Genomic DNA, 25,596 nt, shown 5'->3' with positions numbered 1-25,596 from the left:
CATGACGAGCCGCAGTGCATGTCCCGGCTACACCAACAGTGGAAGCCCGTACGTCTTTGACTTCGACGTCCTCGGCGTTCTGACCCCCCAGCCCCTCGGTCAGCCGCGCAGCATCCCTTGGTACAACGTGAGAGCGACCTGTGGCACCATCAGCGAAGACAGCGCAGGCAAGTTGACCCTGGGCTCCTGCACCTACAGCGCTTTATGACGGTGACGGCCCTGTGAAAGGCTTCGGGAACATCGTCTGATCAGCCCCAGCTTGCAGCGGACTCGCCAGAGCTTCGCCATCCAACGCGAACCGGTGGGCAAAAAACGGATCACCACGGCAATCATGCTGGCCGACGACCCCGGCGGGGACGTTACCGGCCGCCAGCTGTGACGGCGTGAGACCCAGGACCAGGGATAGCATCCGGAGCCGGCCGGGGAAGGGCCATGACACCTGGGGAGGTCGAAGGGTCCTTCCCCGGCCGACGCCATCCCACGACCGGCACCCCCAACCGGTCACGCACCGGCCGCTGATCCCCGCGCCAGCACCACGATGCCGTTCCCGTCCGGCGGCTCGACCACCGTATGCCCGCACTGGATCAGCAGGCACGCTGCCGGGATGGTCGGCGGTAGCTAGCCCGTAGCCGCAGCGACGAGCAGCTGACCGGACGGACGGAGTGCGCGCACGTGGAGTGGGGGTGAGGGCGATGCTGACGATCAGCGTGGCGGTGCTGCTGGCGGTCATCATCATCGTGCGGCTGCGCCGCACTCACGCCGTAGCCGCAGCGACGAGCAGCTGACCGTCGCCATCGTGCTCGTCTTCGGAATCCTCGTTGCCCCGACGGCGTTCGGTGAAGGAGCTGTACACGTGGTGGGCCAGCTCGCTTCGGGCCTCTCCCAGCCCGGAAGGGTGACACTCCGATGCCGGTCAGGGCCTGGCTCACTGCTCAGGGAGCGAGGGCCTCGCGCAGGGTGGGCCGGCACGCGATGATGCGGTCGATACCGACGAGCTGCACCACGCGCAGCACGAATTCGGAAGGGGCGGCCAGGCGGATCCAGCCCCCTGCTTTGCTGACTGCCTTGTATGCCTCGATCAAGAGGTTGATGCCGACGGAGTCCATGAAGGTGACCCGCCGCATGTCCACGACGATGCGGGGTCGGGTGATGCCGGTGACGTCGAGCGCCTGGCGCAGTGTCTGGACGGTGTCGTGGTCGATCTCCCCGGCCGGGCTCAGTACACGGATGCCGTCCGTGGCGGTGGCCACGACTACCAGCCTGCCGGCGTGTTCTGCATGCTTTTGGTCCGTCATCCGTCCCTCAGCCATTCGGCGATACTGGCACATCGACATCTTGCCCTGACGCGCTGCCCGACCTGCGGGCGACACTGCCGTACCAGCGGGGGAGCCGGCAGGGAGCGCGAGGCGTATACCCGCATGAAGCGGGTACACGCAGGCGGTTAACGGGGAAAGGCTGCCGTGATGGAACCACTGCCGGTGAACGAGGACGCTCCGGACGAGCAGGCCATACAGACCACCGTTGCCCTGGAAGGCGACGGCACGAGCATCGCCCAGGCGCGCCACCTGGCCGCGCAGTTCCTCACCCGGGTCCAGGCCGAGCACGGCCTGCCCGTCTCCCAGCGCGCCATCGACGTGACCCAGCTGGTGGTCAGCGAACTCGTCACCAACGCCCGCAAGTACGCCCCGGGCCCGGTGATGATGGATCTGCGGATCGTCGGCGACCTGGTCGAGATCGTGGTGTGGGATTCGGCAACGGTGCTGCCGGTGGCCCGGGCCGCGGACGCCGGCCGCGTGGGCCAGCACGGGCTGGAGATCGTCATGATGGTCGCCCAGGGCTTCGAAGTGCAGATGGAGCCGGTCGGCAAACGCGTCACCGCCCGCATCGCACTGCTCGACGACCCCGGCGGCGCTATCACCGGACGCAGGCCCCAGTAGCGCCGTCCTAGTCCAGGACGCCGAGGGCGGTGTCCGGCCATCAGCGGACGCACGCGGGAACCTGCTGGCGCAGCGCCCTGAGGGCCTGCTGCCGAAGGCCGTGCAGGGGGTTGCACCTCAAGGCGGCTGAACGCGGCATCCGTCGGGACCCGGCGCACCCGCTGCTGCACCATGATGGGTATGGCGAAGCCGCAGTTTGAGACTGTCTGCCCGCCCGGTGGTGAGTTCGGCGGGCGCCTAGTGCACATCGACGGTGTGCCGGCGGGCCGGGCCTACGGGCTGTGGGACCTGGTGGTGTTCCTCCGCCGGGCCGGCCCGAGTGAAGGGCTGGCCGATGAGGACGAGATCGCGGCGTCGGAGCTGATCGAGTGGCTCGGAGGGGGCCCGGACGAGGGAGTCGTGAACCCCGGAACCGGGGAGGCCGGGGCTCACTCGCGTGTCCGTGGGGGATCGGACTCATACACGCGTGCCCTCTCCAACGCTGACGGGCACAGCAGGTTACGCCCTGTCCGACGAGCCAGCGTCCGGCTGACCGGTGCCCTGTGCCGGGAGGCGGGAACTGGCCGCCGCTTGCTTGCCGAAGCGGCCGGCGTCGGTGAAACGTAACGGGCCCTGCCCCTCTGCCTCGGCGGGAGGCAGGGCCGTAGCGGTGTCGGCAAGACCCGCCACGTCAGCTCTGCAGATTCGGTGCGACGGGGATGGCGTGACGCACGCAGTTGGGCCGGAGTGGTCGTACTCCCTGGCTTGTGAACGTCGTGCTGGGGCAGGCCCCGCTCGTGATGGTCAGGTCGGTTTCGTTCGCGTGGGCCAGGCCGAAAACCAGTAGTGCGCCTGCCACCGGGCCGTTTCTTCCGCTGCGCCTGCGCCGCTGCCACGGGCGGGCGGGGCGCTGCTGTAGCCGCTCGAAGGCGAGCCGGCCGTGCGCCGATACCACCAGCTCGCCGTCCAGGCCGGTGCCTGCCGGCAGCTGCGCGAGGTCACTCGGGCCGTTCGGGGCGGGCTTGGAGTTGCTGCCAGACGTGCTGGACGTGGTCTTCGGCGTCCTTGACGGCTGTCATTGCGGGTCCGTCCGGCGCCTCAGGCGTGGTCGTGTCCGGTGCGGGTGCGGTACGGCGCCATGGGGGGCGGGCCGCGCTGGCGCCGTGACGGCTCCGGCGGGGGCGGGTGGTGGCCCACCGGGCGGCCAGGATGACGCCGATGGCGGCCGCGGCGGCCAGGGCGGGCATCGCGTGGGAAGCGGACACGGTGGTGGGACCTCTCCGTGCGGGGAAGACCTCCCGGAAGGGGGTGCCGGTATCCATGTCACACCGGCACCCCCGGTCAGCCGTGCGTGCGTCAGCCGGGCCAGGTGCCGGTCAGACGGCGCGTGGTGGCGGCGCCGGCCCGGTCGACGGCGGCTTTGACCCCGGCGAAGATCGCGCCCTGCACGACGGCGGCGAGCAGCACCTCCGTCCAGGTACGGTCCTCGTCGGTGGCGTCAGGGGCATCCTCGTCGTGGCCGAGCATTTTCCACGCCTGCTTGAACAGAGCGCCGGCAAGCATGCCGCTGACCGCGCCCAGCGCGAGACCGGCTTGTAGGCGATCTTCGAGGCCTTCACCGTGGTCACCCCTTGCTGCGGCGCAAGGCCAGCCACACCACCACGGCCACCCCCGCGGCCGCCAGGAGCACCGTGCGGTTGTCCCGCGCCATCTGCGCGCCCTGCGCTGTCTTGTTCCGTACCGGCTCGGGTGCCTTGTCCTGCCACACCTGGCCGGCCTGGGCCGCCTTCTCGCGGACCTGCCCGGCAGCCTGAGCCGCCTTGTCCTTCACCGGGTCAGGGATCTTGTCCTGCACCTGGTGTGCGGCTTGGACGGCCTTGGTCTTCAGCTCCCCGGCCTTGGCGGCGGCCTGCTGCTTGGCCTCGGCTGCCTTGTCCTGTGCGCGGGCCTTGACGTCCGTTTTGGCCGCTAGAGCCTCGACCGTCTGCCCGAGCTCCTCGCGGGTGTGCTCGACCTGCTCGCGCAGCTCCTTGGGGGTGGGGGCCGGGGAGGCGGCGGACTGGTTGGGCGGCTGGGTCATCGCTGTGCACTCTCCTTGATCTCGGCCACGTCGGCCTTGACGCTGTCGATGGTCTGCTGCGGTGCCGGCGGCGCGGCCTGGCTGACCTGCTTCTTGCCCATCAGCGCCATCACACCGGCGACGACGCCGAGCACGGCGGTGACGATCAGCGCTGCGGCCCAGACCGGCAGCGGCACTGCCAAAGCGGCGATCGCGGTGGCGACGAGGGCCTGCAGCATCAGGAAGCCGACCAGGCCGGCGCCGCCGAACAGGCCACCGCCCTTGCCGTAGCGCTTGCCCTTCTCCTTCATCTCCGCCTGCGCCAGCCTCATCTCGCCGCGCACCAGCTCCGTCAGCTGCTGCGAGGCCCGTTGCACCAGCTCGCCCACTGGCTCCTCGCCCGTGTGACTGCTCCTGCCGCCGGTGGCGGGCGACTGCATGGTCGACACAACGATCACCTCCCGTGTTGTTCGAGTAGTCGTGCTGACAGGCCGTGAGCCCGTCGGTGATGCGCCGGCGAGTACCCAGCAAGGACCAGCCCAGGACACCCAAGTCGCGGTGATCTTGAGCAGGAAGCGTGGACATGGGGCAGGCAGATACACGCATCGCAGCGGCCTCGGTGGGTCGCGGCGGCCCAGGCGGCTCGTCCGTGTGTGCGGCGGCTGGGACCTGCGGACACACAAGCGCCGACCCGCTCGAGCAGTTTCCGAGCCGGCCGGCGCATGCAGGCGAGCAGCGCTAGCGATCACGCCGCTCTTCGTCGACGCCCTCGGTGTCGATCTGCTCTTTGCGGACCTGGCCGCGGACCGTCTCCTCGTCGGTGTGCTCCTCGGCGGTCATGCGTACCCGCTCCACCGGCACCGTCTCGGTCTCGGTGACGGGGCGTTCCTCGTGCAGGACGACTTCGTGTTCGGCTTCGGTGATGTCCGGGCCGGACAGGGCGGCGTCCCGGTTGGCGTCGGTGATCGGCTCGCGTTCGACGCGGACCTCCTCACGGCGCACCGGCACGGTCTGCTGCACCTCCTCGGTGACGACGTACTTGCGCAGCCGCGCACGCCCCGCCTCACGGCGCTCGGTGCCCACATGCATGCGCTCCTCCGAACGCGTCATCGCATCATCACCGCTCACGCCGGACTCGGCGTAGGCAGCGCGCGGCGCGCCTGTGGTCTCACCGGTGTCGGCGTAGCCGGCGTCAGGCAAGGAGGTCGTCTCACCGGAGTCGGTGTAGCCGCCGGCGTCACGCATGCTGGTGCTCTCGGCGGTGTCCGTCTGGGCCCAGCCGCCCTCGCCGGGTTCGTTCGCCTGCTGCCAGGCGTCGTCCCAGGCCATGCCGTAGTGCTCGTAGAGGCGGTGCTCCTCGTCCTCTGACAGGTGGCCGCCGGCGTCGACGTCGACGTTGGGCGCGTCCTTGACCTTGTCCTTGGGGTAGGGCACCTCCAGGTGGTCCTCCACCATGGACGCGTCGCGGATGGGGACGAACGACTCGCTGGTGCCGAACAGGCCGGTTTTTACGCTCACCCACTCGGGCCGGCCGGTGGTGTCGTCGAGGAATATGTGCTTGGCGTCCCCGATCTTGTTGCCGTCGGTGTCGTAGACGGGGTGATCCAGCACGGTGGGGATCTGCTCCTGGGTGATCACGAACGTCACCCTCCTTCTCTGCGCGTCGCAACTGTCCCTGTCCGGCTCACCTGCCAAAGAGTGGTCAAACCATTCCATCCACGACTAAATACAGTTATTCGAGGGTGTTTTCGCAGGCGGTCCGAGGCGGTGGTGCGGAAGTCGGTCCAGGCGTACGGACGGCCTCGGTCTTTCACGAGGGGAGGAAAGGACCGAAGCCATCCGCGCTGCTGGCCCGCGCAGGGATAGCCAGCAGGCGTTGGCCCCACCGCCACGCCGGTGCAGTGGCAGGACCGCTGACACGAGATTGCGTCGTGTCCGGGTGGACAACGTATGGGCGGCCGCCGGGTTACGCGGCCCTCAGCTACCGGCTGATCAGCCAGCGGCGCAGCAGGAGGCGTGGGGCGCGGTGGGTGAGCCAGGCGGTGGCCAGGCCGATGGCGGCGCCGGCGGCGACGTCGCTGGGGTAGTGGGCGCCGCTCTGTACCCGTTCGACGGCGACCGCTGCCGCCGGTACCGCGCACACCGCGCCGGCCAGCGGCCAGGTAGGTGCGACGGCCGCGGTGAAGGCCACGGCGGCCGCGGTGTGCCCGGAGGGGAAGGATGAAGAGTCCGGGCGGTCCTCGACCTCGTCGTGTGGGATCCACTCCTTGGGCGGTCGGCGCCGGCCGGTGATCTGCTTGCCCATCCCGTTGGACACCAGTTGCGCCACTACGAGCGCCGTCACGCCGGCAGCCGCTGCCCTGCGGCCCCGCCAGCCGCCCCACGCTGCCATCACCCCGGCCGCGGCGCACCACAGCTTCGAGCTCTCTGCGGCCTCTTCGACCGCCGACAGCGCCTTCGCCGGCCCGGCCGGGATGCGGGAAGCCGCCCCTTTGGTCAAGATCCGGTCGGTGTCACGCAGTTGATCCAACAGGTTCATACAGTGCCGGTACCCCAGGTCAGCGGCTTGCAGCACGGTCGGGGGTCAGCCGTTGTCCATGCGGCGGCGGTCTTCCTCGTCCCACTTCCGGGTGTCGCGCGGCTGGGTGTACGGCTCGGCCTCCGGCGGGTGTCCCCCGGCGATGGCCCGTTGCCGGGCGGCCTCCGCGTCGAACTCCAGGCCCAGCAGGATGGCGAGGTTGCTGATCCACAGCCACACCAGGAAGACGATGACGCCGGCCATCGTGCCGTAGGTCTTGTTGTACGAGGCGAAGTTGGCGACGTAGAACGCGAACCCGGCGGAGGCGATGAGCCAGATCACCAGGGCCAGGAAGCTGCCCGGGGTGATCCACTTGAAGCCCTTGACCTTGGCGTTCGGGCTCGCCCAGTACAGGATCGCGATCATGATGGTGACCAGGACGACCAGCACCGGCCACTTGGCGATCGACCACACGGTCACGGCCGTGTCACCGAGGCCGAGGGCGGTGCCGGCCCGGTGGGCCAGGCCGCCGGTGAAGACCACGATCACCGCGCTCACCACGGCCAGGATCAGGAGCGTGATCGTCACGCCGAGCCGCACGGGGAGGATCTTCCACACCGGGCGGCCCTCGGGCATGTCGTAGACGGCGTTCGCCGCGCGCATGAACGCCGCCACGTAGCCGGACGCCGACCAGATCGCGAGGACCAGGCCGACGACCGCCATGAGCGAGCCGACACCGGCGCTGCCCTGGAGCTGCTGCACCGCGTTGGTGAGGATGTCGCGGGCGGAGCCGGGTGCGAGCTGTTTGATGTTGTTCAGCAGCTTGTCCGTGGTCGACCTGCCGGTCAGGCCCAGCAAGGACACCAGGGCCAGCAGTGCCGGGAACACGGCCAGGATGCCGTAGTACGTCAGGGCCGCCGCGCGGTCGGTCAGCTCGTCGTCCTTGAACTCACGCAGGCTGCCCTTGAGCACCGCGCGCCACGCGCCCTTCGGCAGTTTCGTGGGAGCGTCCGGCGCACGCCGCTCCACCTCCGGACCCGGTCCAGCCTCTTCTGCCGCTGGCGCGGGCTCCTCGGTGTGGTCGCTTTTCCGCCCGGGAAGATGCAGCTTTGCCATGAGCGCCGGGTACCCCCGCCGTCCACCCCAACCGTTCAGCCGCCCACCCGATGTCCAACCCCATGGTGGCGCGATGCCTCGACCGGGTGTGGAGCGAGGCAGACGACCCCGGCTCGGGTCACAGACATTTACTCCTGGCTGCTGCTGACGGCTACTTCCTGCGTGATGCCTAGACGACAGCCGTGGCGGTGCTGCTCACGGCCGCGCCCGCCAGCGTAGGCGCAGCCAGAGCGCCCACAGCGCGAACGCTTGGCGCTGACGACCGAGCCAGTGATGATCACGATCGTGGACGTGCCTATCCCGTGCCTTCCCTAATGCCGGGTTCACCCCCGGATCGAGCTGTATGTAGGGAAGAGGCTCAGAGAGCCTTGATCATGAACTTCAACCAACGGATCCCTGCTGCGGCGGTCTCGGCGCCCGGCCCGGACAGCCGCTTTCCAGCGCGTGGTCTCGGCTGTCCGAGCGCTCCGGCACGTTCCGGCCCGAAACGACTCCCGCGAGCACAGTCATGACCAGGAGGACGAGCGCGTTGTGGCGGGTGGCCGCGCCGCGGCAGCATCTCGGGGCTGGTTGTCGGCGCCAGACAGCGTAGATGAGGTCAGGCAGTGCGTCGAGGGACCCGAGCGCCGACCGGGGTGGGCGGCATAGACCGGTAGGACCTGCGACGAGGGCGAAGACCGCAGAGTGCGCCAGCCACCGCCTCGCCCTCTCCACCGCGCCGCTGCTACGCCGGGCGAGGCCCTGCTGGAGCCGCCAGAACGCGGGCAGCCAGCTCCCAGAGCATCAGCTCGCCGTCCGCCGTCCGCCGTCCGCCGCCGAGGCCGGTGCCTGCGGGCAGCTGCTCAAGGGCCTGGACGCGGGCCTATGGGAACGTCCCAGCCATGCCGGTGCCCCGTCTTGAGCGCAGCAGCACCTGCCTGCCGGTGCGCGGCGAGCTGGGCGCGGAAGTCGTCCACTTCGGCCCTGCCCACCCGGTGGGCAGGACCGTGCTGGCCGCGGCGGTGGTGAACATAGGCACGGGGCAGAGTCCAGGACATGCCGGGTGCCCGGCGGCAGTGTCCCCGCATGCATGCGCGCAGGACGGCAGCGACGCCGCAGCTCTGGTGTCGCCCGCTAGCTTTTCTGCAGGGTACGGGTGACGCCCGCGATGACGGCGGTCGTCAATACCCAGCCCAGTGCGATCAGCAGGTAGGCCAGGCACTGGAGGCTGCCGTTCGACCAGTACCAGGCCGTGCGCTGTCCCAGACCGCCAACGGGGATCAGGAGGTCGAGCGTGTAGACGAGGGGCTGGAACGGCGGGCCTTCGTCTGGTTTGACCGGGTTGGGGGAGTGGGTGCTGAAGGACAGTGTGCCCAGCAGCGTCAGTGCGAGGAGCCAGATGCCAGCCAGCCAGGGGCGGTAGCCGTAGCCGACGGTCATATCGAGCAGGTGCCCCCACGCGCGCGCTGGCTGGGGCAGGGTTTGACGCCGGTGGCGCTGTTTGGCCAGGAGTACGCGGCGGGCATCGTCGTCGTGGCCGGCCCTGCGGTACCAGCTCGCCAACTGCTCATAAGGCTGGGGGTTGTAGCCCGGACTCCGTCGAATCCACACCACGCGGCGGGCCGCGGAGGTCAGCCGCCCAGCTTCCTCCTCTGTTGCGATGGAGCCGTAGACGAAGCCGTCCAGCTCCACCACGAGCGGCCAGCTGTGGTCGTTGTCGTGAAGGTAGGAGACCTGCGCGCCCCGCAGGTCCACGCTGGCGGACGGTTGCCGGGCGAGGGTGAAGTCGAAGTCGGCTGCCTGCATCAGCGCGGCCGCCAGTGACGGGCCGTTGCGGTCGGGCGGCCCGTTCAGGACGGCCCCTTCGAAGGTTAGGCTGTCCGCGATCCGGGCGCCCCGCAGCCGTACGGCCCCGTTCGCGGTGAACCCGTCGGAGAAGTCGAGCGAGGAAGCTGCAGCGTTGTCGAGGGCGAGCGCCACCCCGCGCCCGCCGGGGTGCTCCAGTAGTGCGCCCCGCATGTGCAGGCCCCCGGGCAGATGTGCCCCCATGAGACGAACTTCGCCGCGGGCGACGAATCCGTCGTCGCAGTAGACGCCACCCTCCGCGACCAGGCCGCCGGCGGACACAGCCCATTCGCCGGGTGCGGAGATCTTGGCGCCGCTAAGGTTCACCGCGCCGCTCACATGGGCGTTGATGAGCGACAAGGCAGTGGGCCGGCGGTGGAAAGGCGTGGCAGAGCCGCTTGTTACGTGTGAGCGCCGCAGGTCGAGGCGTCCCTCGATGCGCATCAAGCCGGCCTCCACGCCCGGTACTCGGCTGTCCACGATCGCGATCGACTGGGTCGACGCTCCCGAGAGGTCCACCCCCTCCTCAAAGCAGCAGTCCTCGAGCCAGAGAGAGTGAGCGATCTGCGCGCCGGCAAGGTTGAGGCGCCCGGATATCAGCGCTCCGGCAAGCCGCAGGCACGCGACGGCGCCCGTCTGCGCGGTGTACGCACCCTGAAGCAGCGCCACGATCACGGAGGCCCGAACCGTCCGTCCGGGGTCCGGCCGCCCACTCTCAGCAGCAGGGTCGTCCCCTGGCACACGGGTACGCAGGTTCACGCGGCGTCCTTCGGGAAACGCGTCCCACAGCTCACGCTCTGGTGAAGTCAACTCGTCGTAGGAGAGCACCCGTGCAGAGTAGTGATCTACCTCCGTAGGGACGTTGTAGATTACCGGATGTGGCGCTGAGGAGCGGTCCAGAGGCCGCGGTAGTCATTGCGGCGGAGGCGGTTGGCCCTGCAACGTTGCGCGATCATGTCGTGCCATCTGCGCTGTGCAAGGTTGCACGCCGTCCTTGAGCTTGGCCTCCGGCCAGTGCGAGGCGGTCCACCGCCAGTCCTCGACCGTCGAGCGGGCCTCCCCGATGTCGTCGGCAAAGATTTGCAAGGACCTCTCGACGGTGAACAGGTGGTCGGTGCCGTTGGGCATCCATCCGCCCACCGGCCGCATCGGCTCGATGCAAAACCTTGTCACCCGGTTGGTGCCTGGCTTGGGACACCCTCGACCTGGTGAAGGGTGGAACCGGCTCGCCTGCCAGCATGGCTGTGGGGGATGCTGAAGGGCGTGAGCAGCGTGCCTATCGTCGTGCACCGGCCTTCGCCTTCGGGTGGCCGGCGAGTGACCCTGCACCGCAACGGCCACGACGAGATACTCGGCACCGCCTACAGCGATCAGGACCTGGTCGTGTTCCTCGAACATGCCGGCGTCGCCGACCCTGAGGCCGTTCTGGACGATACACGCTGGGTGGAGTGGCGCGACGGCCCGGCCCACGTGTTCAGCGCCGCCTGACACCGGTAACCGCCTGCTGCTGTGGCTGGACGGGTCCGTCCGCTCAATCGCATCAGGATTGTCCAGCAAGCTCCTGGAGGGCGCCACCACCATGGCGGCCACGCAGGGCATCCCGATGGCTGAGCAGGCGCTCGCCGCGCTGATGCAGTAACCGCTCCAGCACCACCACGGGCCCCGGGGGATCAGCCATGACATCCCCGGGGCCCGGCTTTAGGGAGTCGCGCTGTTCAACGATGACGGGGCGACGCCGTCATGCCGCCGGCTGAGGCTCCACCTGGCGCAGGCAGATGCACATGCCAGACTTGTCGAGGGCTGAGCCCTGCGATTGAGCGGGACTTCCCAGATTTGAGAAGTCCCCCGATTTTTGGCGGGCGCCGCTCACGCAGCGAGTCCATCACGACAGACGGCAACTACCGAATCGCCAATGGGCAGGCCCTGTCCTGCCGTGTCCGCGGCGGGCGAATACACAGGACAGGGCGGGCGCAACGTCGGCATCGGCATTGCGCTGCCAGTCTGCCCCATGGCTCGTTGCGTCCGGGTGGCTCACCGGCGTGTCGGAGAAGACCGTGAGCCCCGCACCGGAGGTCGGGGCTCACGGCGCGCGATCCACGGGGATGGACGATCATGCGCGCGCCGTCTGGACGGGGGTTACGGCCCCGCGCGGCCCGTTCCGGGACACGTGACCCCCTAGATGAGCGATTCCAGGGGGTAGTTGCGGCTGCGGGGCTCAGTGAGCTGGGAGCAATCAGGTCCGGTTGACGGCCCTCGTCTGGGACAGCCGACGGGAGTAGATACTGGCCCTCAACGCAGGCACGGATGAGGAGCGCAACCAGTGACCAGCGACAACCGCGTAGGACCGCCCAGTTTTGGCAGTGAACGCGACATGCTGCGGGCTTTCCTTGACTACCACCGCGCAACCCTCGTCATGAAGTGCGAAGGGCTCACTGACGAGGAGCTGCGACAGCAGTCGATGCCGCCGTCCACGCTTTCGCTGCTCGGTCTGGTGCGGCACATGGCGGAGGTGGAGCGTGCTTGGTTCCGTCGAGTGTTCGAGGACCACGACGCGCCCATGGTCTGGTCCGACAAGATCGACTTCCAGGCGGCGTACGACGCGAGTGCGTCGACCAGGGACGAGGCGTTCGCGGCCTGGGAGGCCGAGGTGGAGAACTCGCGCCGTATCGAGCGGGAGGCCACGTCCCTGGACCAGGCCGGGTATCAGCCCCGATGGGGCGAGGAGGTGTCGCTGCGGATGGTGATGCTGCACGTGCTCCTGGAGTACGGCCGCCACAACGGGCACGCAGACTTTCTGCGTGAAGGTGTCGACGGGACCGTGGGCGCCTGAGTCCGCGGGAGCCATTGATCTCCACAGGCTGACCCGTTCCACCTGGCCCGCTCCGACACCGGACCTACGCCGCACTGGTCGGCGGGCCGCTGGACGATCTGCTGCTGGACATCCACAGGTGGCGGACCGAGGAAGTCGACGACGGTGTCGCCCTGGTGACCGAACTCGGACGGTGGCCCGGCGGCCGGGCCCTGTACGACCTGCGTCCCGGCGAGCCCCACACGCCCGGCCCGGGTGTGAGCTGCCGCTTCTTGCGCATGCGGTGCGGGCGGGCCGGGTGACGGAACCGTCCGGTAGCGTCCCGGGCGACGTCGACCGCTACCCCCAGCACCACCGCGGGCTCTACCAGGACGACGTCGAGCGTGCGCTGTGTTCCCCAGCCCGCCGAGAAGGTCCCCCCTCCCACCGGTGCACGTGCGCTGGCCGAACCAGGACGTCACCCAGGGCCCGCGCGAGACGTGCGGACAGCGTCGTGCTGCGCCCGGCGTACTGGAGACGCCCCGCGACGTCGTAGCGACCCAGCAGCACCGTCCTGGGCGCCTCCAGAGTGCCGGTGATCGCGCCGATGATGGCTTCGGTGGTGGTGCGCACCTTGTACTTGCGCCAGGCTTCACGGACGATCTCGTCGATCAGGGAGCCGGACTGCGTGGAGCCGTCATCGGTGACTACGCTGAGCACAAGGGCGTACCTTCCCGACCCGCGCTGCGAACGCGGCCTACTCGGAGACCTCCAAGGGATCATTCGGGAAGGTACGCCTTCCGCGTTTCTCCCGACACGGATCCACAGGTTCCGAGGATTGCTCTCTGCACCTCACCCGCATCGACGGCACCCATCTCACCGTGAACGACCGCTGCATCCCTCTCGCTGCCCCCGTCATGGAACGCCTGACGGCCTACCTGGAGCACCGCTCGCAGCGCTGGCCCGCCACCACCAACCCGCACCTGTTCATCCACTTCCGCACCGCCACCAGCGATCGCCCGGTCGGAACGCTGTGGATCAACCGCACCCTCGGACCCGCCCTGACCCCCCGCCGGCTGCGCGAGGACCGCTACCTCGACGAAGCCCACGCCACCGCAGGAGACGCCAAAGCCCTCACCTGCCTGTTCGACCTCAGCACCAAAGCCGCCCAGCGCTACACACGAACCTTGTGGCACTCACCGTGATGGACACGCTGCGGCGGCGGCGCGAGCTCCGCAAGATGCGCCGGGGCGGCCGGGCGGCGCGGCGACATTCGACTACGGGGTGGGCAGGCCGTTGCGGATGAGCCACTGTTGGGCTAGGACCGATCCTGTCTGTGCGGCGGCGCGGTTTAACCGCTCGGCGTCGTCACGGTGGCCCTTGAAGAACCGCAGGTGGGCTAGGCCGTGCAGAGCGTGGCTGTTGCCGGCTGCTGCGGCAGCGTGCGCGAAGTCTTCTGCGCGCTGGTGATGACCCTGGCCTTCGCAAGTCCACGACATCCATTCCAGCGCCTTTGGGTGCTGTGCGGTGGCGGCCGCGCGGTAGAAGCACAGGGCGGTGGCGTGGTCGCGGTGGTCTGATCGCTCGCGCGCGTGGGCGACCAGGACACCGGCGTGGCCGTGCTCCGCGGCAAGACGGCACAATCGGTCCGTATCGTCGAGTTTTCCGGCATCGGCCCGAAGCTGGGCCAGCGTGAGGGCGGCGGCCGGATCTCCGTACTGTGTGAGGGCGGTCTGCGCCATGCGGTCGGCTGCGGCCGCGTCGCCCCGGGCCTCGTAGTGCGCGGTGAGCCACTGCGCGGCTACGGGATCTCCGGTCTCAGCAAGTCGGGAGTAGATCTGTTCGGCGGGGCGTCGCATGCCTCGTCCCGACAGGTGGTGGGCCAGGCTGCGTGCGCCGTTGCGATCGCCGCTGCGCTCGTAGGCCCGGCGGGCCAGACGTGCGGCGTCCCTGAAGCGTCCTGCATCTCCGACGAATGCGGCAAGTTCACCCAGGAGCAGGCTGTCGAGACGGTGCTTGTCGATGAGTTCCTCGGCCCGCTCGAACTGTTTAAGGGCCATCAGGCGACGGGTGAACCATGGCAGCGCAGCTACGTCCCCGCACGCCGCCGCCTTTACATAGAGCTGTTCACACTCCACGGCCCCCATACTTCGCGCCGCTTGGGCAAGTTCCCGCAGGTCTGTGTCCGTACGAGAGTGTGCCGCTGCTGCTGCCCACAAGGAGGAAGCAGGGCGTTCCTTCTCCCTCGTCGCCCGGCTTCTCTCATGAAGAATGTCCGCCAGCTGGTATAGCGGACCGGAAGCAAGCGGCTGATCGGGACGCGGCCGGTGCCGGGCGAGCGGCCCTGGCAGTTGACGGTGTTGCCGAATCAGCTGGGTCAGGTGGGAGGCGAACCAGTCCTCATCTAGGGTGTGCCAGGTCGCCTCGTCTATGTAGCCCTCAGCGGCTGTCCGCAGAAAATCCTCTGGAAGCAGCGGACCGTGACCGAATCGGCGTGCGTCCATGGCAGCGTGGAGGATGGCGCGGGCCGCTCCGGCGGATTGCTCGTAGCGGCGCCACAAATGCGGAGCTCCGGCCAGAAACTGGGTGATGCGTCCACTGACGGCACGGCTACGGGCCAGTTGCAGGCGCGGGTCGGAGGCTACGACAGCCTCAGCACGGGCCAGGTCCGTTGTAGTGAATGCGGCAGGCATTTCGACCCTGACCGCCAGGTCAGCAAGCTGATGTGCCGCCCCTATCCCGAGAGCTACGTCTTCGTCCTCGTACGCGCTGTCCGTCAACTTGCTCCAGAAGTCCGGCCATATGGTGCCTAGGACAAGAACAGGTCCGCGCTGTGGATCTGTCAGTAACGCTTGCAGGCTGGCTGCAACCTGTGCCGCATAGTTCTTGACCAGCAAGTACAGATGTGCGTCGTTCAGCCAGAGCACCGTGCGTGGCTCGAGAACACCTTCCTGCAAAACAGACAGCAGCGCCGCAGGCCGTTCAGGCGCCAGCGGATGCACAATGCGCCAGTCCGGGAGTTCAGCCCGTACAGCCTCCCAGCAGGACCGAGTCTTGCCTGTGGAAGAGCCGCCAACGACCATGACTAGCCGGCTGCCCTTGGCTGCCCCAGCCACCTGGCGCCGCAGCTCAACATCAATGCTTGCCGGACGATCGATGTAGGGAGGAAGCACAGAGAGCGCCCCCGAACGCCCATCCGCCTCGAAGACGGGGTGGACCTCAAAGCGCAAGGCATCAGCGGGCTCCAGATCGGCCACTACGCTCACCCGGTGAGAAGCAGCCTGACCTCGAGGCGGCGGATCTCCGCGCAGCGCGACACCCCGCGCCTGCAATCGGCTCCGTAGCATGGCGACGTCCACAGCTCCGGCCCGCGGCCCCCACTCCTGCGCTAGTTCCTCGACCATCCGGAACACCGCAGCAGAATGCGGCCGGGTCCCTGCCCGGAGCACCCGATCCTCCAGCACGGAGCAGAGATACGGATACCGCGGACTGATCTGCTCGGCGGGCTCGACCTGCACGATCAGCCGGCGCGCGATCCGAAAGGCGCTCAGCTCCACCAACTCTGGCGCAGGAGTCACCACGCCGCCTTCTGCGAGAAGATCGCGGATCGTGTCCACCAGGTGCTGCCACACGCGCCGTTGATCCCGACCCAAGGCCGACAGCTGGCGCAGGAGGTCGTCCACGCTCTTCTGCGCGGCTGCATACGCAGCCAGCTCCCGCAGAACCTCCAGCCAATGAAGGGGGCCGGATGCAGTCACGCCGAGCCGGTGCCGGTCAGCATCGATCTCATCCCCGAAAGACTCGAGACTCCGCAAGCACTGCCGCATCGTCTTACGCCACGGCTCACTACTAGGAGCAATCTCCAACGTACGTTTGACCTGGCGCTCCACCACCAACTGGTAAGAGCCCTTACGACTAGAGACGACAACGTCATCGAGCGGGAACTCGCTGCCCTGCTGCAGACGGACCGCATCCGGTACCACGTCGAGACCCGGGACGCTCACGCCACACAGCAGCGAGACCAGATCGAGGGCCGCGACTCGGTACTCATAGATCGTGCCGCCCCCACCCGTGCCGATTGAAGAAGCCCCCCTGCTCACCGCTCACTCCTTAGCCAGACGCGGGCCAGACGTGCAACCACGTCCTGCCCCCGGCAATTTAAGGGAGACGATCTGTCCAACGCTGCCCGGCAGACACACAGACGTCCGCACCCGAAGGCTTCGTCTCCTTCACCCGGCGCGAGCCCCAGACGCACGCACTCAGCCGGAGGCCGCACCGCACGGCTGTGATGCCGGCAGCCGGGTCTTTCGCCCTCTTCGACAAGGTCGTGGACTTGGTGCGGGTGGGGCGGCTGGAGGGCCGGGGCGGTGCTTGGTGTCTCCAGCCGTGCGAGGGGTACACCGCGCAGACACGATTCAGCAAACCCCGCCCACACAACCCCAACACCAACCGCTGGCCGTGCCGGAGCTGACCACCGTGGCCCACTACGACCCCTACACGGCGAAGCGCCGTGCCGAGCCTGGTCCTCTCGCCCGGCACAGGGCAGCAAGGGGTCCTCCGGGCGGGAGCGGTGGGAAACCGCTGCGGGCGGGGCGATGTACGGGTGTGCGCGGCGATGATCTACGAGCTGTATCGGATGATGGGTGCTTCGGTGGTGGGTGCCGCAGCGGCGGGGCAGGAGGGGCCGTTTGGGCCGGGCTGGGGCGCGGACGGCGACGGGAGCGGGGCGGACGGCTTGGATGCGGCCGTGGAGGCGTACGCCGTCTACGCCGCCCACCTCGAGGGCTGTGGTGAGTGCGGGGCGCAGCGGTGCGTCCTGGCGCGGTGCGAGGTGCCCGGTGGCCCACCGGAACGATCGCAGCGCGGCGAGCTTGTTCTCCCATGCCTCCTCGCCTGGCTCCCAGACCATCCCGGCCTCCGGCGCGTCCAGCAGCAGTTTGCGCCGCTCCTCCAGCTCCCCGGCCAGCAGCGCCCCGCGCTGCTGGTGGACCCAGCGCCCCAGCGGAAAGTCCTTTGTGACCCCCACGCCTACTTCGACGTCGTAGGGGACGGCATAGAGGCCGGTGATCTGGTTTTCCTTCCGCCAGCGGAGCAGGGCCTGGTAGCCCAGGCAGGGCAGGCACGGTTTCGCAGCTGTCCTCACCGGTCTGGCTGAGTCAGCACTGTGCGGGCCGCAGCCGCCTTGTCTTTCTCGTCGGTCAGGGCGAACAGGTTCATCAGCACACTGGCTGCGGTGATGTGCCCTAGCTTGTCGACGAGGGCTTGGTAGTACTGGGCGAGCGCGGCCCGCAGCGAGGCGTCGCTGTCGGCGACGGCGTCCATACCCGTGCGCAGGCCCGTCAGAACGAACGGAAGTGAAGACGCCGTGATCCACGGCTGGGTGAGAATCTGCCAGACCAGGACTTGGAGGTTACGGCCCCGGTAGGAGGGGGGCGTGGTAGCACGGTGAAGCCCAGCGTAGGCGGCGCTGAGCCAACCCGAAGCCTCCTGCGGCAGAGAACCGATGACCCGGGAAGCGGCCTCGAGAGCGAAGGTCGATGCAGCCTGCGCATCCAACCAGGCGGTGGGCCGTGAAAGGGCGACAGCCACCGCCTTCGCCTGCCAGCCATCTGCCTGCGCCGCGACTCGGTACAGGTCGGCAGAGAACGGAATGTCCACGAAGTAGTTCCGCAACAGCTCGGCCTGAACGACCAGGTTCTCCTCGAACGTCAGCGTGCCGCTGCTCACACAGGCGTCCAGCAGGGTCAGAGTCCCGAACGCGGCTACGTCCTGCGTTCGTGCAAGAGTGCGCAGGACCCGGTCGTCGCACCACAGAACGAGAGAGTGCTCTTTGGCGTAGTCGACAGCTGTCAACCATGCCGTGCCGCGAGCCCTGGTCAGACGCGGCAGACTGCGCAGCTCAGGCCGTGACACCCGAGGGGTGGACTGCATGATCTCGACCAGGCGCGCTGCCAGGGACCGCAGCGCAGCCAACTCTTCCGGCGTAGAGAGCAACACAGTCGCTTCGGTGCTGCGTTCGTCCCAAGCCAGGGTCACGTCGGAGCGAAGAGCGATGGACTCTTTGGCGCGCAGTGCATCCGCCAGAAGCTGGTCGGTCGTCGTGACCGCCTGCAGGTGGCCGACAAGTTGCTCGGACACGCCCGGATCCAGGAGGGCGAGTGTGGCGACCGCGCTTGTGTCGAGGACCACCCGCCCGCGAAGCGCCGACTGCACAGCTTCCGTCTCTGCCGACTGGACGGGGAAGTCGGCGGCATACACGACCGGTCGTTCGGCAGTGCGGCGTACGCAGGTTTCCGCGTAGGTCCGCCCTGCGGCCAGTGACAGCAGTCCAGCCGGCAGTTCGCCACCTGCGACCTTTTCGCGAACCTCCTTAGTGTGCTCATGGGCGCTGCGCAGCTCTTCGGTGAGATTCGCCAAGGGATTGTCCGGCGGTCCTACCGAGACTGCGCGGAAGACAGTGCTCGCAGGGAAACGCTCTAGATAGCTTTCGGTAGCGGCCCGAAGCCGATCCGCGTCCTGCTGTGCAATCAGCCTCGTTGGTTCCGCCGCCCGGAAGTGCAGCGCGCCCAAGAGCCGGCCAAGGAATTCCTCATCGTCCGGCCAGCGCTGCATCAAGGCCAAGGCGCGGCCGGTGAAGTGCGCATCCTTGGAGAAGGCAGCGCCCAGACCGATCCACAACAGGGCTTCGTCCCGACTGCGGGGCTCCACCGGTGCGCCCCGTTCGGTCAGGGTCTGCCAAGCCTGCTCGGGCAGGGCCCGGGCCGCGTAGCACCGGACCAGCGCCCACCGGGCATCATCATCCAGCGGGTCGAGAGAAAGGAGCTGCAACGCGGCGTTCGTGGCCTGGTCCATGCGCCCGTCGGCCGACTCGACTTCGACGAGTAGGGCATACATGCGTCCCTGCCCCGCCCAGTCGGCCCCCGCCATCCTCAGTGCGGCCTCTGCGCATTCGCGAGCGGACGCATAGGCACCGGACTGGCGGAACAGTCCTGCGGCCATGGCCATCAAGCGGACATCACGCCAGTGATCTGCACCGTTCCGCAGCGTCTGGGCTGCCAGCTGGATGTCACCACCGCGGTGGTAGCGCTGAGCCAGCTTGAGAACGATCAGAGGACTCCGGGTGACGTTAGCGCGCAGCACGGCCAACCCGTCCCCGGAGCTGCCCTTGAGAGCCCGAGCAAGCAACTCGATCTCCGCGACTGCTTCAGGAAAATGGGCCGCGAGGTGCTTCAAGTCCGGGAGCTCAGCACCCGCCTCGGCCAGGCCCATGGCTGCGATCAGCTGCTCCTGCTCAGATCGCGCAGCCTCCCAAACTCGCAGCCACAGCCCCCTCACCTGAGTGTTCTCCGTGTCACCGCCCCGGCGTACCTCTGCGATCAGCGCCGTGATGTGCGCCTTGGTGAACGAATCGGTCATCCCCTCCAGCAACTGCTCGGCTTCCTGCTCTCGGCCAGACAGGGCAGCAACGAGCGCGGTCTGCTCGTACAGTCTGTCGTCGGCCGCCTCGCGGGGCAGAGCGTCACCCTCTGGTGGTGGTTGAGCCAGGCTCCACGCCATCGCCAAGTCTGCAGACAGAACGGCCGCCTGCACCGCCAGAACGGCCGCTTCGGTGCTGTCGCCGTACCAGGCGCGGCGGCTGTTCCTGACCCGGACCGACACCGTCAGGGCATCCTGAGCATCAGCTAGCCGGGTTGGAGTACGGCCATGCACGGCGTGCTGCAACAGAGCCGCGGCCAATCGGACGGAGGTGCTCGTGAACGTTTCATCCTGGTTGGCCGCCCGAAGCAGTGCCAGTGCTTCGCCCTCCCGGCCCGCCCGCGTCAATACCTCGGCCTCAAGCTGAACACGCAGAGACGCGGCCAACGCATTGTGTGGCTCCCAGCGGGCCAACTGCCGAAGGCATCCGGCCCAATCCTCGTCGAGGAAGTCATGCAGCGCACTCAACAGGGGCGATACTGTGTCCTGGTGTTGGTCGAGGTACTGACGCACTTCCCGATCTGTGCTGGAGCCGGCCTGCAATGCCGCCCGGGCTATCAGGAAGTCTCGAGGATGCCCGCCTTCGCGCAGGGACCCTTCGAAAAAGACCCGCGAAGCGTCTGGCTCGCCATACTCGGACGCCACCTGCCCAAGCCAGCCCCACGCCTGCGCCGGTGCCTGCCGCAGCCAAGTCGGATACTCGACAGCCCATCCCTGCAAGATGGCCCCACGCCCAAACTCCGTTTCGGTGAGCAGCCCCACTGCCGTCTCCACGGCCGGCCAAGCAGCACGCAGCCGCCGTGCCTCCTGCGACGACCACGGACTGAGGGTGCGCAGAGCAGCATCGAAGTCGCTACGGGTATCAAGACGGCCAAGCACGTCATCGCGGGAAGCGAGGACTGCCTCCCGGGTCTTGCCCCCATCCTCTATCGCAGATTGCCGCCCCCACTCACCGGTGAAGAGTGCCGCCTCTTGCGGCGAAACCGAGCGTACGTACTCCTCCATCACGATGCGCAGCACCCGCAGCGCATCCAGGCGGCGCTGCTCGGCATCACGGCCGGGAATCAAGTAGATCAGCCGCTGAGCAGCCTGTTCGAGGGAGGATTCAGTGCACTGGCGCAACTGCTGTGCAGTGTCCGCTCGCGTTAGCCAGAGACGCAGCGACTTGGCGCTGACGGGTATCCCAACTGCGGCCACCCTCTTTGCCGCAGCACGCGCCACCCGCCGACCGCGGGTGAGCCTCTGGAGAAAGCTCATGCTGAGTCGGCTGGCCACTGGCCCGGCTGCCTTAGCCAAAATCGCCGGTGCAAGTGGATCCATGACGCCCTCCCGCCCGTATGTGTGGCCCCTTGCCAGAGGATGGACACGCATTGATCAAAGCTACCGCCCTGGGCTGACACTGCAGGCGACTCACCGTCGCCCCGACTAAGCCCACTGCACGCCCAGTTCCCGTAGTGCGGCCAGCTGGTGCGGGGTGAGCTTGTCCCGTCGGGTTTTGGTGTTGCAGTACCAGATGCCGAGCTTGACGTCGGTCCCATCGGGCAACGTCTCCACCGCCTTGCGGGGCACGGGACGGCCGGCGCCTTCCTGTTCGACCCACTGTGCGAGGGCCGCGAGGCCGCGCTGGAACGCCGGCTGCGCCTTGCCCCCTGGCGCTTCATTGCGTCCTTGGCGGCCGGGGCGGGAGATGGCGCCTCAGCGGGCGTGACGCCCAGCTGGGTCAGCCGCTGCTGCTGCTCGGTGGACAGCTGCGTCCAGGTGGCCGGCTGCTTTTGTTGCTGGAGCCATCGTCCGATGTCGTCGCCGTCCATGAGTACGCCGGGTGCGATGTCGGGCAGCTGGCCGGCCCCGACGATCCGTCCGTCCTCGCCACGTCGGACGTGGACCTTGCGCTTGCCGCTGGTGAGAGCGCGGGAGGCGAGCTGCTCGACCATGCGCTCATCATGACTGCGCAGGCCTTGCAAAACGGTTACGAGAGGGCGGAACGAGGCGCTGGCGACCATGTCGGTGGGGTCCTCGCCGGGCTCCAGGAAGCCACCTTGGTGCTGCTGGCTTTGTTGAGCCGGAGGGCGCGGCCGATGTTCTGGGCGATCTCGACCTGGGAGCCGCGGGTGTCCGCGAAGCAGATCGAGTCGACTCCCCGTTCGCCGGTGGTGGTCACTCCTTCCCCGAGCACGCGAACGCTGGCGAGGAAGGCGCGGTGGACCCGGCGCCCGGCGGCGTCGATGCCGTTGGCGAACTGCCTGATGACCTCGCGGCGCTCGGTCCCGAGGTGGTCGCCACACAGCCATGCCGACCACACCCGGTCTAGGGGTACATGGTGGCGGCCTCGAGTTCGTAAAACTCCGCGTCGATCGGTGACGCAGGGAGCTTATCGGCGGCGGCCAGGTCCTCGTCGGTGGCGTCGTTGGCGTACAGCGCGGCCGCCGTCTGCGGGAGCTTCTCCGCGAGCGCGGCGGCTTCCTCCACCTTCTGGTGGAACGTCATGACGGTCGTGAGGTTCCACTTCCCCGCGTGCTCCAGGAGCGCGGTCTGCTAGCAGGCCCGGCCGCCCGGCGTCGCCGGCCGTCAGGGACAGCACTGGCGCGTACAGGTCGCCGAGTCCGCCGGAGGCCTGGACGTAGAACGCGGCGACGGCCTCGTTGAACGGATCCTTCGGCTCGTACAGGGCGCCTGCGGTCGTGTGGTCCAGGACGACCGCGATCTGCGCCACCACGCTGCCGCCCGCGGGCCGTGCGCAGCGGCGCCGAGGCGCTTCAGCAGGGCCCGGGCTTTGGCCTCGGCTTCCGGACTCGGCGCGCTGCCGAGGGCGGAGGCGAGCTCGGCGCGGGCCAGCTCGGCGCGCTTGCCGTACTCGGCCTGTGTGGGTGTCCTTTGCGCGAGGTCCTCCACCAGGCTGCGGATGGTGGTGCCGTGGTCGGCCGTCAGTTCGGTGAGCCGGTCCCGCGCCGCCTTGCTCACCTTGATGCTCGTCTCTACGCGGTCGACGCCGGACGGAGCGCCGGACGCTCGGCCAGGGTCCACCTGGAGGTCGATGCCGGGCCTACCCACAGCGGGGCGACACTCCCGCTCGGCGGCCCTGCTGGACGCCCGAAGGCCGCCCAAGGCAGCAGTCTCATCGAGGCGGTCTCGGCCACACCTCCGCGCGATTCAGAACCTTCATCGCCGGCCGCAGACCAGCAGCATCCCTGCATATCCGGAGCGAATAACTTCGTGTTCTCTGATTCGATGCACGGTCATCTCGCCTGTGATGCGACTGAAGATTTCCTCGACATCCCTTTTACTCACGGAATAAGCAGGAAACTCGACTCCCCCTGTATGGTATCCCGCCGAATTTTCCATGAATGTGGCGGCGAACGGTGCCCCGGGTTTCAGGGAGCTCACGAAGCAGTCTACGGCTTTTCGGAATTCATGGATCGACCCGGTGATTGATTCGGCGACGAAGAACATTGTTCCTACATCCCAGCGGCCGGGCTCCGAACCGAGATCGAAGATGTTTCCCCGTGTGACATGAGTGCTTCTCCGGAAAAGCTCCCGGGGATCGCTGACGCTATGGTAGGCCGCCCTTTTGCGCAGAACGTTCCAGAATTGGTCCCAGTGCGGGTCATAAGAAAGCATCTGGCTGTTGAGGTAGTTCACATTGTTGGCCGACAACTCCAGGAGGGTGATGTCCTTGGCCCAGGGAAGCATGGTCAGCGCGGGGTACAGGTTGGGGCCGGTACCGACATCGATGCCGGAGAGATCCTCCCGATCACGGCCCTCGAAATGATCACCGAAGTAGTCGCGCACCTCGGAGATGAGCGCCTCGTCCTCTGCCAGCATGTGCAGGTAGTTGTGGCCGACGTATGCATGGGGGTCGAAAGCCTCCCAGGGGGCATCAGCGTTCAAGCCCTCAGCCCGGAGAGCACTTTGACGCCCCGGCGCGGCCCCGCTACTTGACTGCGCAACGCTTACCTGCGTTGCAACCTCCGCAACAGGCCTCGGCGCCGACACACCGGCTTCCGCAGTGAGGCGCTGCACCTGCCGGCGAAGCACCCCGAGTTCCCGGTGCAGCAGGCGCAACTCCTCACCCTGCGCCTCCAGCAGCGCCTCGGATTCCCTGGCGTACCCGGTGGCCGCGAGCAACTTCTCGCGATCCGCGGCAGCGGCCGCCTCCGCCTCCTTCCGCAACCGCACTGCCTGCTCCAGGCGCGTCGTGGTCTCCTCGGCCCGCGCCTTGGTCTGCTCATAGCGTTGCTTCGCCTCGCGCAGCTGCCGAGACAGACGTTCCAGCTGCCCAACCAGACGAGTGTTGCCGAGCCGTGCGTCCTCCAGCTCTGCCCGGCAGGACTCAACCTCCACCTCCAGGAGGTGTAGCTGCTCCCGGAAGGAGTCGGCCACTGCGTCACGCCGACGGCTGGCTGCTTGCGCTGTTCGGCGCAGCTCATGCAGTTCGGCGACCTCGAGGTCGGTGACGGTGGCGCCGCTGTTGCGTACGAGGTGGACGAGCGCGTCTGCGTGTTCCTTGGCCGCGACAGTGTCCGGCGCGGAATCCCTGTTCGGCTTGCCGGAAAGGAACCGGTTGAGCACCGAAGCATCGATCGCAAGAAGCCGTGCGACTTCCCGCTGGGACTTGTCCAGGCGCGAGAAGATCTTCTTCAGCGCCTGGGCGTAGGCCAAAGCTTCGGGCCCTGGCTCTTGCTTTGCTTCGCTCACCGGCCACCCCCTGGACAGGCATGCTACCCCCGCTCCGAGCACGTCTTGCAGAGTCAGCAGCGTTGCGTATCGCTGCGCAATGCCGGTGGGGGCTTCCTTGTGCGTTTCGCAACAGGGACGGTCTTTCCCAAGATGCTGGTGCGAGCACTTGGAGAGTGGGAGATGAAGGCGGGACTCGAATCCTTTGTCACGGCAGCGGGGAAGGCGGCAGAAAGTGCGGGCGGTCCGCGTGCGCTGGATATCGCTATTGCTCTGACGGTGGGTGTGCTGATGGCGCTCATGGCGGGTTTGCTGCATAGGTCGGATCGTCCGGACCCGGCTGTTGCGGTGACCTACTCCGCGTACGCCGCGGTCATGAGAGCCAGCATCACCCTGTTCGGCACGGCTTCCCTGACGCTGGTCGCCCTGATGTCCCCTCAGCAGGGCGTCGGCGCATTGGTCTTGCTTTTGTCGGCAGTGGCTGGGGCGGTCTACGGCGTGCTGGCCTCATGTGACAGCAGCACGGTCCAGGCGGCGATCTGGCAGGGCGTCAAGGCGACGGCATCCGCAGCCGGCCTAGGACAGGCCTTCCTGGCCCTCTACGGAGGCTGAACACGCAGAGCAGAAAGGGGAATTGAGGCCCTGCGGGGTAGCCCCAGTAGGCTCTGCCCCCGTCTTTGGGGGTCCACCGGAACCCTTAATCCCTCCCAGTAGATTCTGCTGGTGTATGGGTGACGCGCCAGGTCCCCAAACGGCACACAGGCGCCTTCTGTGATGCATTACACCGACCGGGCGTTAGACACTCAGGTTACGCATTGACAGATTCCGCCCTAATGGCAATTTGTCCTGTGTGTTCGCGGGATAATTGGTCAAACGTGAAGCGGCTAATCTTTAAGGTGGGGAAGAGTGGGGGGAGCGCAGCGGAGCCCCTCACTTCGACGGGGCCGGCGGACCTCGTCAGGCCGACGGTCCGTCACTCTCGCATCAGGAGTGGTAGCTGGGATTCCCAAGCCTTACACAGGGCCGCACGTGATGCATCCCCTTGCTGCTAGCCCAGGCGCCCGCGCAAGCGCGGGCGAACCCAATTCGCGCCTGCGCGAATTGGGTTCGCTTGTGAATTCCGCTTGCGGAATTCAATTCCCGCGCTTGCGCGGGAATTTGGCGGAGCGTCAGCGGAGCCGTTTTCTATACAGCGGCTTGCCGCTGTATTACCCGCTCCGCGGGT

General features: G+C 67.9%; 17 protein-coding genes and 5 pseudogenes. 6 read left to right on the top strand and 16 right to left on the bottom strand.

Annotated features, from left to right (window positions below; genetic code table 11):
* Window positions 1-932 precede the first annotated feature (932 nt).
* On the bottom strand, window positions 933-1,250 hold the full coding sequence (locus E4U92_RS26455) for an STAS domain-containing protein (RefSeq protein WP_229863575.1): 318 nt from the start codon (window positions 1,248-1,250) through the stop codon (window positions 933-935).
* A gap of 213 nt (window positions 1,251-1,463) precedes the next feature.
* On the opposite strand from E4U92_RS26455, the gene E4U92_RS26450 reads away from it, so the two are divergent.
* Window positions 1,464-1,937 carry an ATP-binding protein gene (locus E4U92_RS26450; protein WP_137302976.1) on the top strand — a complete coding sequence of 158 codons (474 nt, stop codon included), beginning with the start codon at window positions 1,464-1,466 and terminating at the stop codon, window positions 1,935-1,937.
* Between the two features lie 977 nt (window positions 1,938-2,914).
* On the opposite strand, the gene E4U92_RS26440 is transcribed toward E4U92_RS26450, so the two are convergent.
* The 9 genes and pseudogenes from E4U92_RS26440 to E4U92_RS26400 form a co-directional block, all read right to left on the bottom strand.
* Window positions 2,915-3,181, bottom strand: coding sequence for a hypothetical protein (locus tag E4U92_RS26440; RefSeq protein WP_137302975.1), 267 nt, complete (start codon window positions 3,179-3,181; stop codon window positions 2,915-2,917).
* 91 nt (window positions 3,182-3,272) lie between these two features.
* A pseudogene (locus E4U92_RS26435) lies at window positions 3,273-3,535 on the bottom strand (DUF4235 domain-containing protein).
* Window positions 3,536-3,540: 5 nt separating this feature from the next.
* Window positions 3,541-3,996, bottom strand: coding sequence for a DUF3618 domain-containing protein (locus E4U92_RS26430; RefSeq protein ID WP_137302974.1), 456 nt, complete (start codon window positions 3,994-3,996; stop codon window positions 3,541-3,543).
* Window positions 3,993-4,415, bottom strand: coding sequence for a phage holin family protein (locus tag E4U92_RS26425; RefSeq protein WP_174864032.1), 423 nt, complete (start codon window positions 4,413-4,415; stop codon window positions 3,993-3,995). Before E4U92_RS26425 ends, E4U92_RS26430 begins: the two co-directional genes overlap by 4 nt.
* A gap of 298 nt (window positions 4,416-4,713) precedes the next feature.
* A complete protein-coding gene (locus tag E4U92_RS26420; RefSeq protein WP_137302973.1) occupies window positions 4,714-5,613 on the bottom strand; it encodes a DUF2382 domain-containing protein in 900 nt (299 codons plus the stop codon).
* Window positions 5,614-5,956: 343 nt separating this feature from the next.
* A complete protein-coding gene (locus tag E4U92_RS26415; protein ID WP_137302972.1) occupies window positions 5,957-6,514 on the bottom strand; it encodes a phosphatase PAP2 family protein in 558 nt (185 codons plus the stop codon).
* Between the two features lie 45 nt (window positions 6,515-6,559).
* Complete coding sequence (locus tag E4U92_RS26410; protein WP_137302971.1) at window positions 6,560-7,609, bottom strand: YihY/virulence factor BrkB family protein; 1,050 nt, start codon at window positions 7,607-7,609, stop codon at window positions 6,560-6,562.
* A 1,113-nt stretch (window positions 7,610-8,722) separates the two neighbouring features.
* Window positions 8,723-10,261: an oxidoreductase gene (locus E4U92_RS26405; protein WP_137302970.1), complete on the bottom strand. Its 1,539-nt coding sequence runs from the start codon at window positions 10,259-10,261 to the stop codon at window positions 8,723-8,725.
* 84 nt (window positions 10,262-10,345) lie between these two features.
* A complete protein-coding gene (locus tag E4U92_RS26400) occupies window positions 10,346-10,561 on the bottom strand; it encodes a hypothetical protein (protein WP_168725200.1) in 216 nt (71 codons plus the stop codon).
* A 135-nt stretch (window positions 10,562-10,696) separates the two neighbouring features.
* Here E4U92_RS26400 and E4U92_RS26395 point away from each other — a divergent pair, with 135 nt between their 5' ends.
* The 3 genes and pseudogenes from E4U92_RS26395 to E4U92_RS36765 form a co-directional block, all read left to right on the top strand.
* Window positions 10,697-10,921 carry a hypothetical protein gene (locus tag E4U92_RS26395; protein ID WP_137302968.1) on the top strand — a complete coding sequence of 75 codons (225 nt, stop codon included), beginning with the start codon at window positions 10,697-10,699 and terminating at the stop codon, window positions 10,919-10,921.
* Between the two features lie 832 nt (window positions 10,922-11,753).
* Window positions 11,754-12,263, top strand: coding sequence for a DinB family protein (locus tag E4U92_RS26390; RefSeq protein WP_137302967.1), 510 nt, complete (start codon window positions 11,754-11,756; stop codon window positions 12,261-12,263).
* Between the two features lie 41 nt (window positions 12,264-12,304).
* Window positions 12,305-12,544, top strand: a pseudogene (locus E4U92_RS36765) (hypothetical protein); the annotation flags it as partial.
* A gap of 316 nt (window positions 12,545-12,860) precedes the next feature.
* On the opposite strand, the pseudogene E4U92_RS37265 reads toward E4U92_RS36765, so the two are convergent.
* Window positions 12,861-12,941, bottom strand: a pseudogene (locus tag E4U92_RS37265) (VOC family protein); the annotation flags it as partial.
* A 197-nt stretch (window positions 12,942-13,138) separates the two neighbouring features.
* Between E4U92_RS37265 and E4U92_RS26370 the strand changes: the two are divergent.
* A complete protein-coding gene (locus E4U92_RS26370; RefSeq protein WP_137302966.1) occupies window positions 13,139-13,426 on the top strand; it encodes a hypothetical protein in 288 nt (95 codons plus the stop codon).
* Between the two features lie 72 nt (window positions 13,427-13,498).
* On the opposite strand, the gene E4U92_RS36755 is transcribed toward E4U92_RS26370, so the two are convergent.
* From E4U92_RS36755 to E4U92_RS26335, 5 genes and pseudogenes are all read right to left on the bottom strand, one after another.
* Complete coding sequence (locus E4U92_RS36755) at window positions 13,499-16,321, bottom strand: hypothetical protein (RefSeq protein WP_229863664.1); 2,823 nt, start codon at window positions 16,319-16,321, stop codon at window positions 13,499-13,501.
* Window positions 16,322-17,031: 710 nt separating this feature from the next.
* Window positions 17,032-17,328 (bottom strand): annotated as a pseudogene (locus tag E4U92_RS36750) (helicase associated domain-containing protein); the annotation flags it as partial.
* 32 nt (window positions 17,329-17,360) lie between these two features.
* Window positions 17,361-21,017: a PIN domain-containing protein gene (locus E4U92_RS36005; protein ID WP_168725201.1), complete on the bottom strand. Its 3,657-nt coding sequence runs from the start codon at window positions 21,015-21,017 to the stop codon at window positions 17,361-17,363.
* A gap of 105 nt (window positions 21,018-21,122) precedes the next feature.
* Window positions 21,123-22,232 (bottom strand): annotated as a pseudogene (locus E4U92_RS26350) (helicase associated domain-containing protein); the annotation flags it as partial.
* 624 nt (window positions 22,233-22,856) lie between these two features.
* Window positions 22,857-24,392 carry an SCO2525 family SAM-dependent methyltransferase gene (locus E4U92_RS26335; RefSeq protein ID WP_229863665.1) on the bottom strand — a complete coding sequence of 512 codons (1,536 nt, stop codon included), beginning with the start codon at window positions 24,390-24,392 and terminating at the stop codon, window positions 22,857-22,859.
* Between the two features lie 45 nt (window positions 24,393-24,437).
* Here E4U92_RS26335 and E4U92_RS36745 point away from each other — a divergent pair, with 45 nt between their 5' ends.
* Entirely contained in the window at window positions 24,438-24,983 is a 546-nt protein-coding gene (locus tag E4U92_RS36745) for a hypothetical protein (protein WP_229863667.1), read from the top strand.
* Window positions 24,984-25,596 lie beyond the last annotated feature (613 nt).

The organism is Streptomyces galbus, from assembly GCF_005280195.1.
Classification (GTDB): Bacteria; Actinomycetota; Actinomycetes; order Streptomycetales; family Streptomycetaceae; genus Streptomyces; species Streptomyces galbus.
The sequence above is the reverse complement of the archived record's forward strand: the minus strand, read 5'-3'. Positions and strand labels throughout refer to the sequence as shown.

Bases quoted from the DNA above. Each gene is read 5' to 3' on its own strand.
- E4U92_RS26450 (WP_137302976.1), top strand. From the start codon at position 1,464: ATGGAACCACTGCCGGTGAACGAGGACGCTCCGGACGAGCAGGCCATA.
- E4U92_RS26430 (WP_137302974.1), bottom strand. From the start codon at position 3,996: ATGACCCAGCCGCCCAACCAGTCCGCCGCCTCCCCGGCCCCCACCCCC.
- E4U92_RS26425 (WP_174864032.1), bottom strand. From the start codon at position 4,415: ATGCAGTCGCCCGCCACCGGCGGCAGGAGCAGTCACACGGGCGAGGAG.
- E4U92_RS26370 (WP_137302966.1), top strand. From the start codon at position 13,139: ATGGAACGCCTGACGGCCTACCTGGAGCACCGCTCGCAGCGCTGGCCC.
- E4U92_RS26400 (WP_168725200.1), bottom strand. From the start codon at position 10,561: ATGCCCAACGGCACCGACCACCTGTTCACCGTCGAGAGGTCCTTGCAA.
- E4U92_RS26410 (WP_137302971.1), bottom strand. From the start codon at position 7,609: ATGGCAAAGCTGCATCTTCCCGGGCGGAAAAGCGACCACACCGAGGAG.
- E4U92_RS26415 (WP_137302972.1), bottom strand. From the start codon at position 6,514: ATGAACCTGTTGGATCAACTGCGTGACACCGACCGGATCTTGACCAAA.
- E4U92_RS36005 (WP_168725201.1), bottom strand. From the start codon at position 21,017: ATGGATCCACTTGCACCGGCGATTTTGGCTAAGGCAGCCGGGCCAGTG.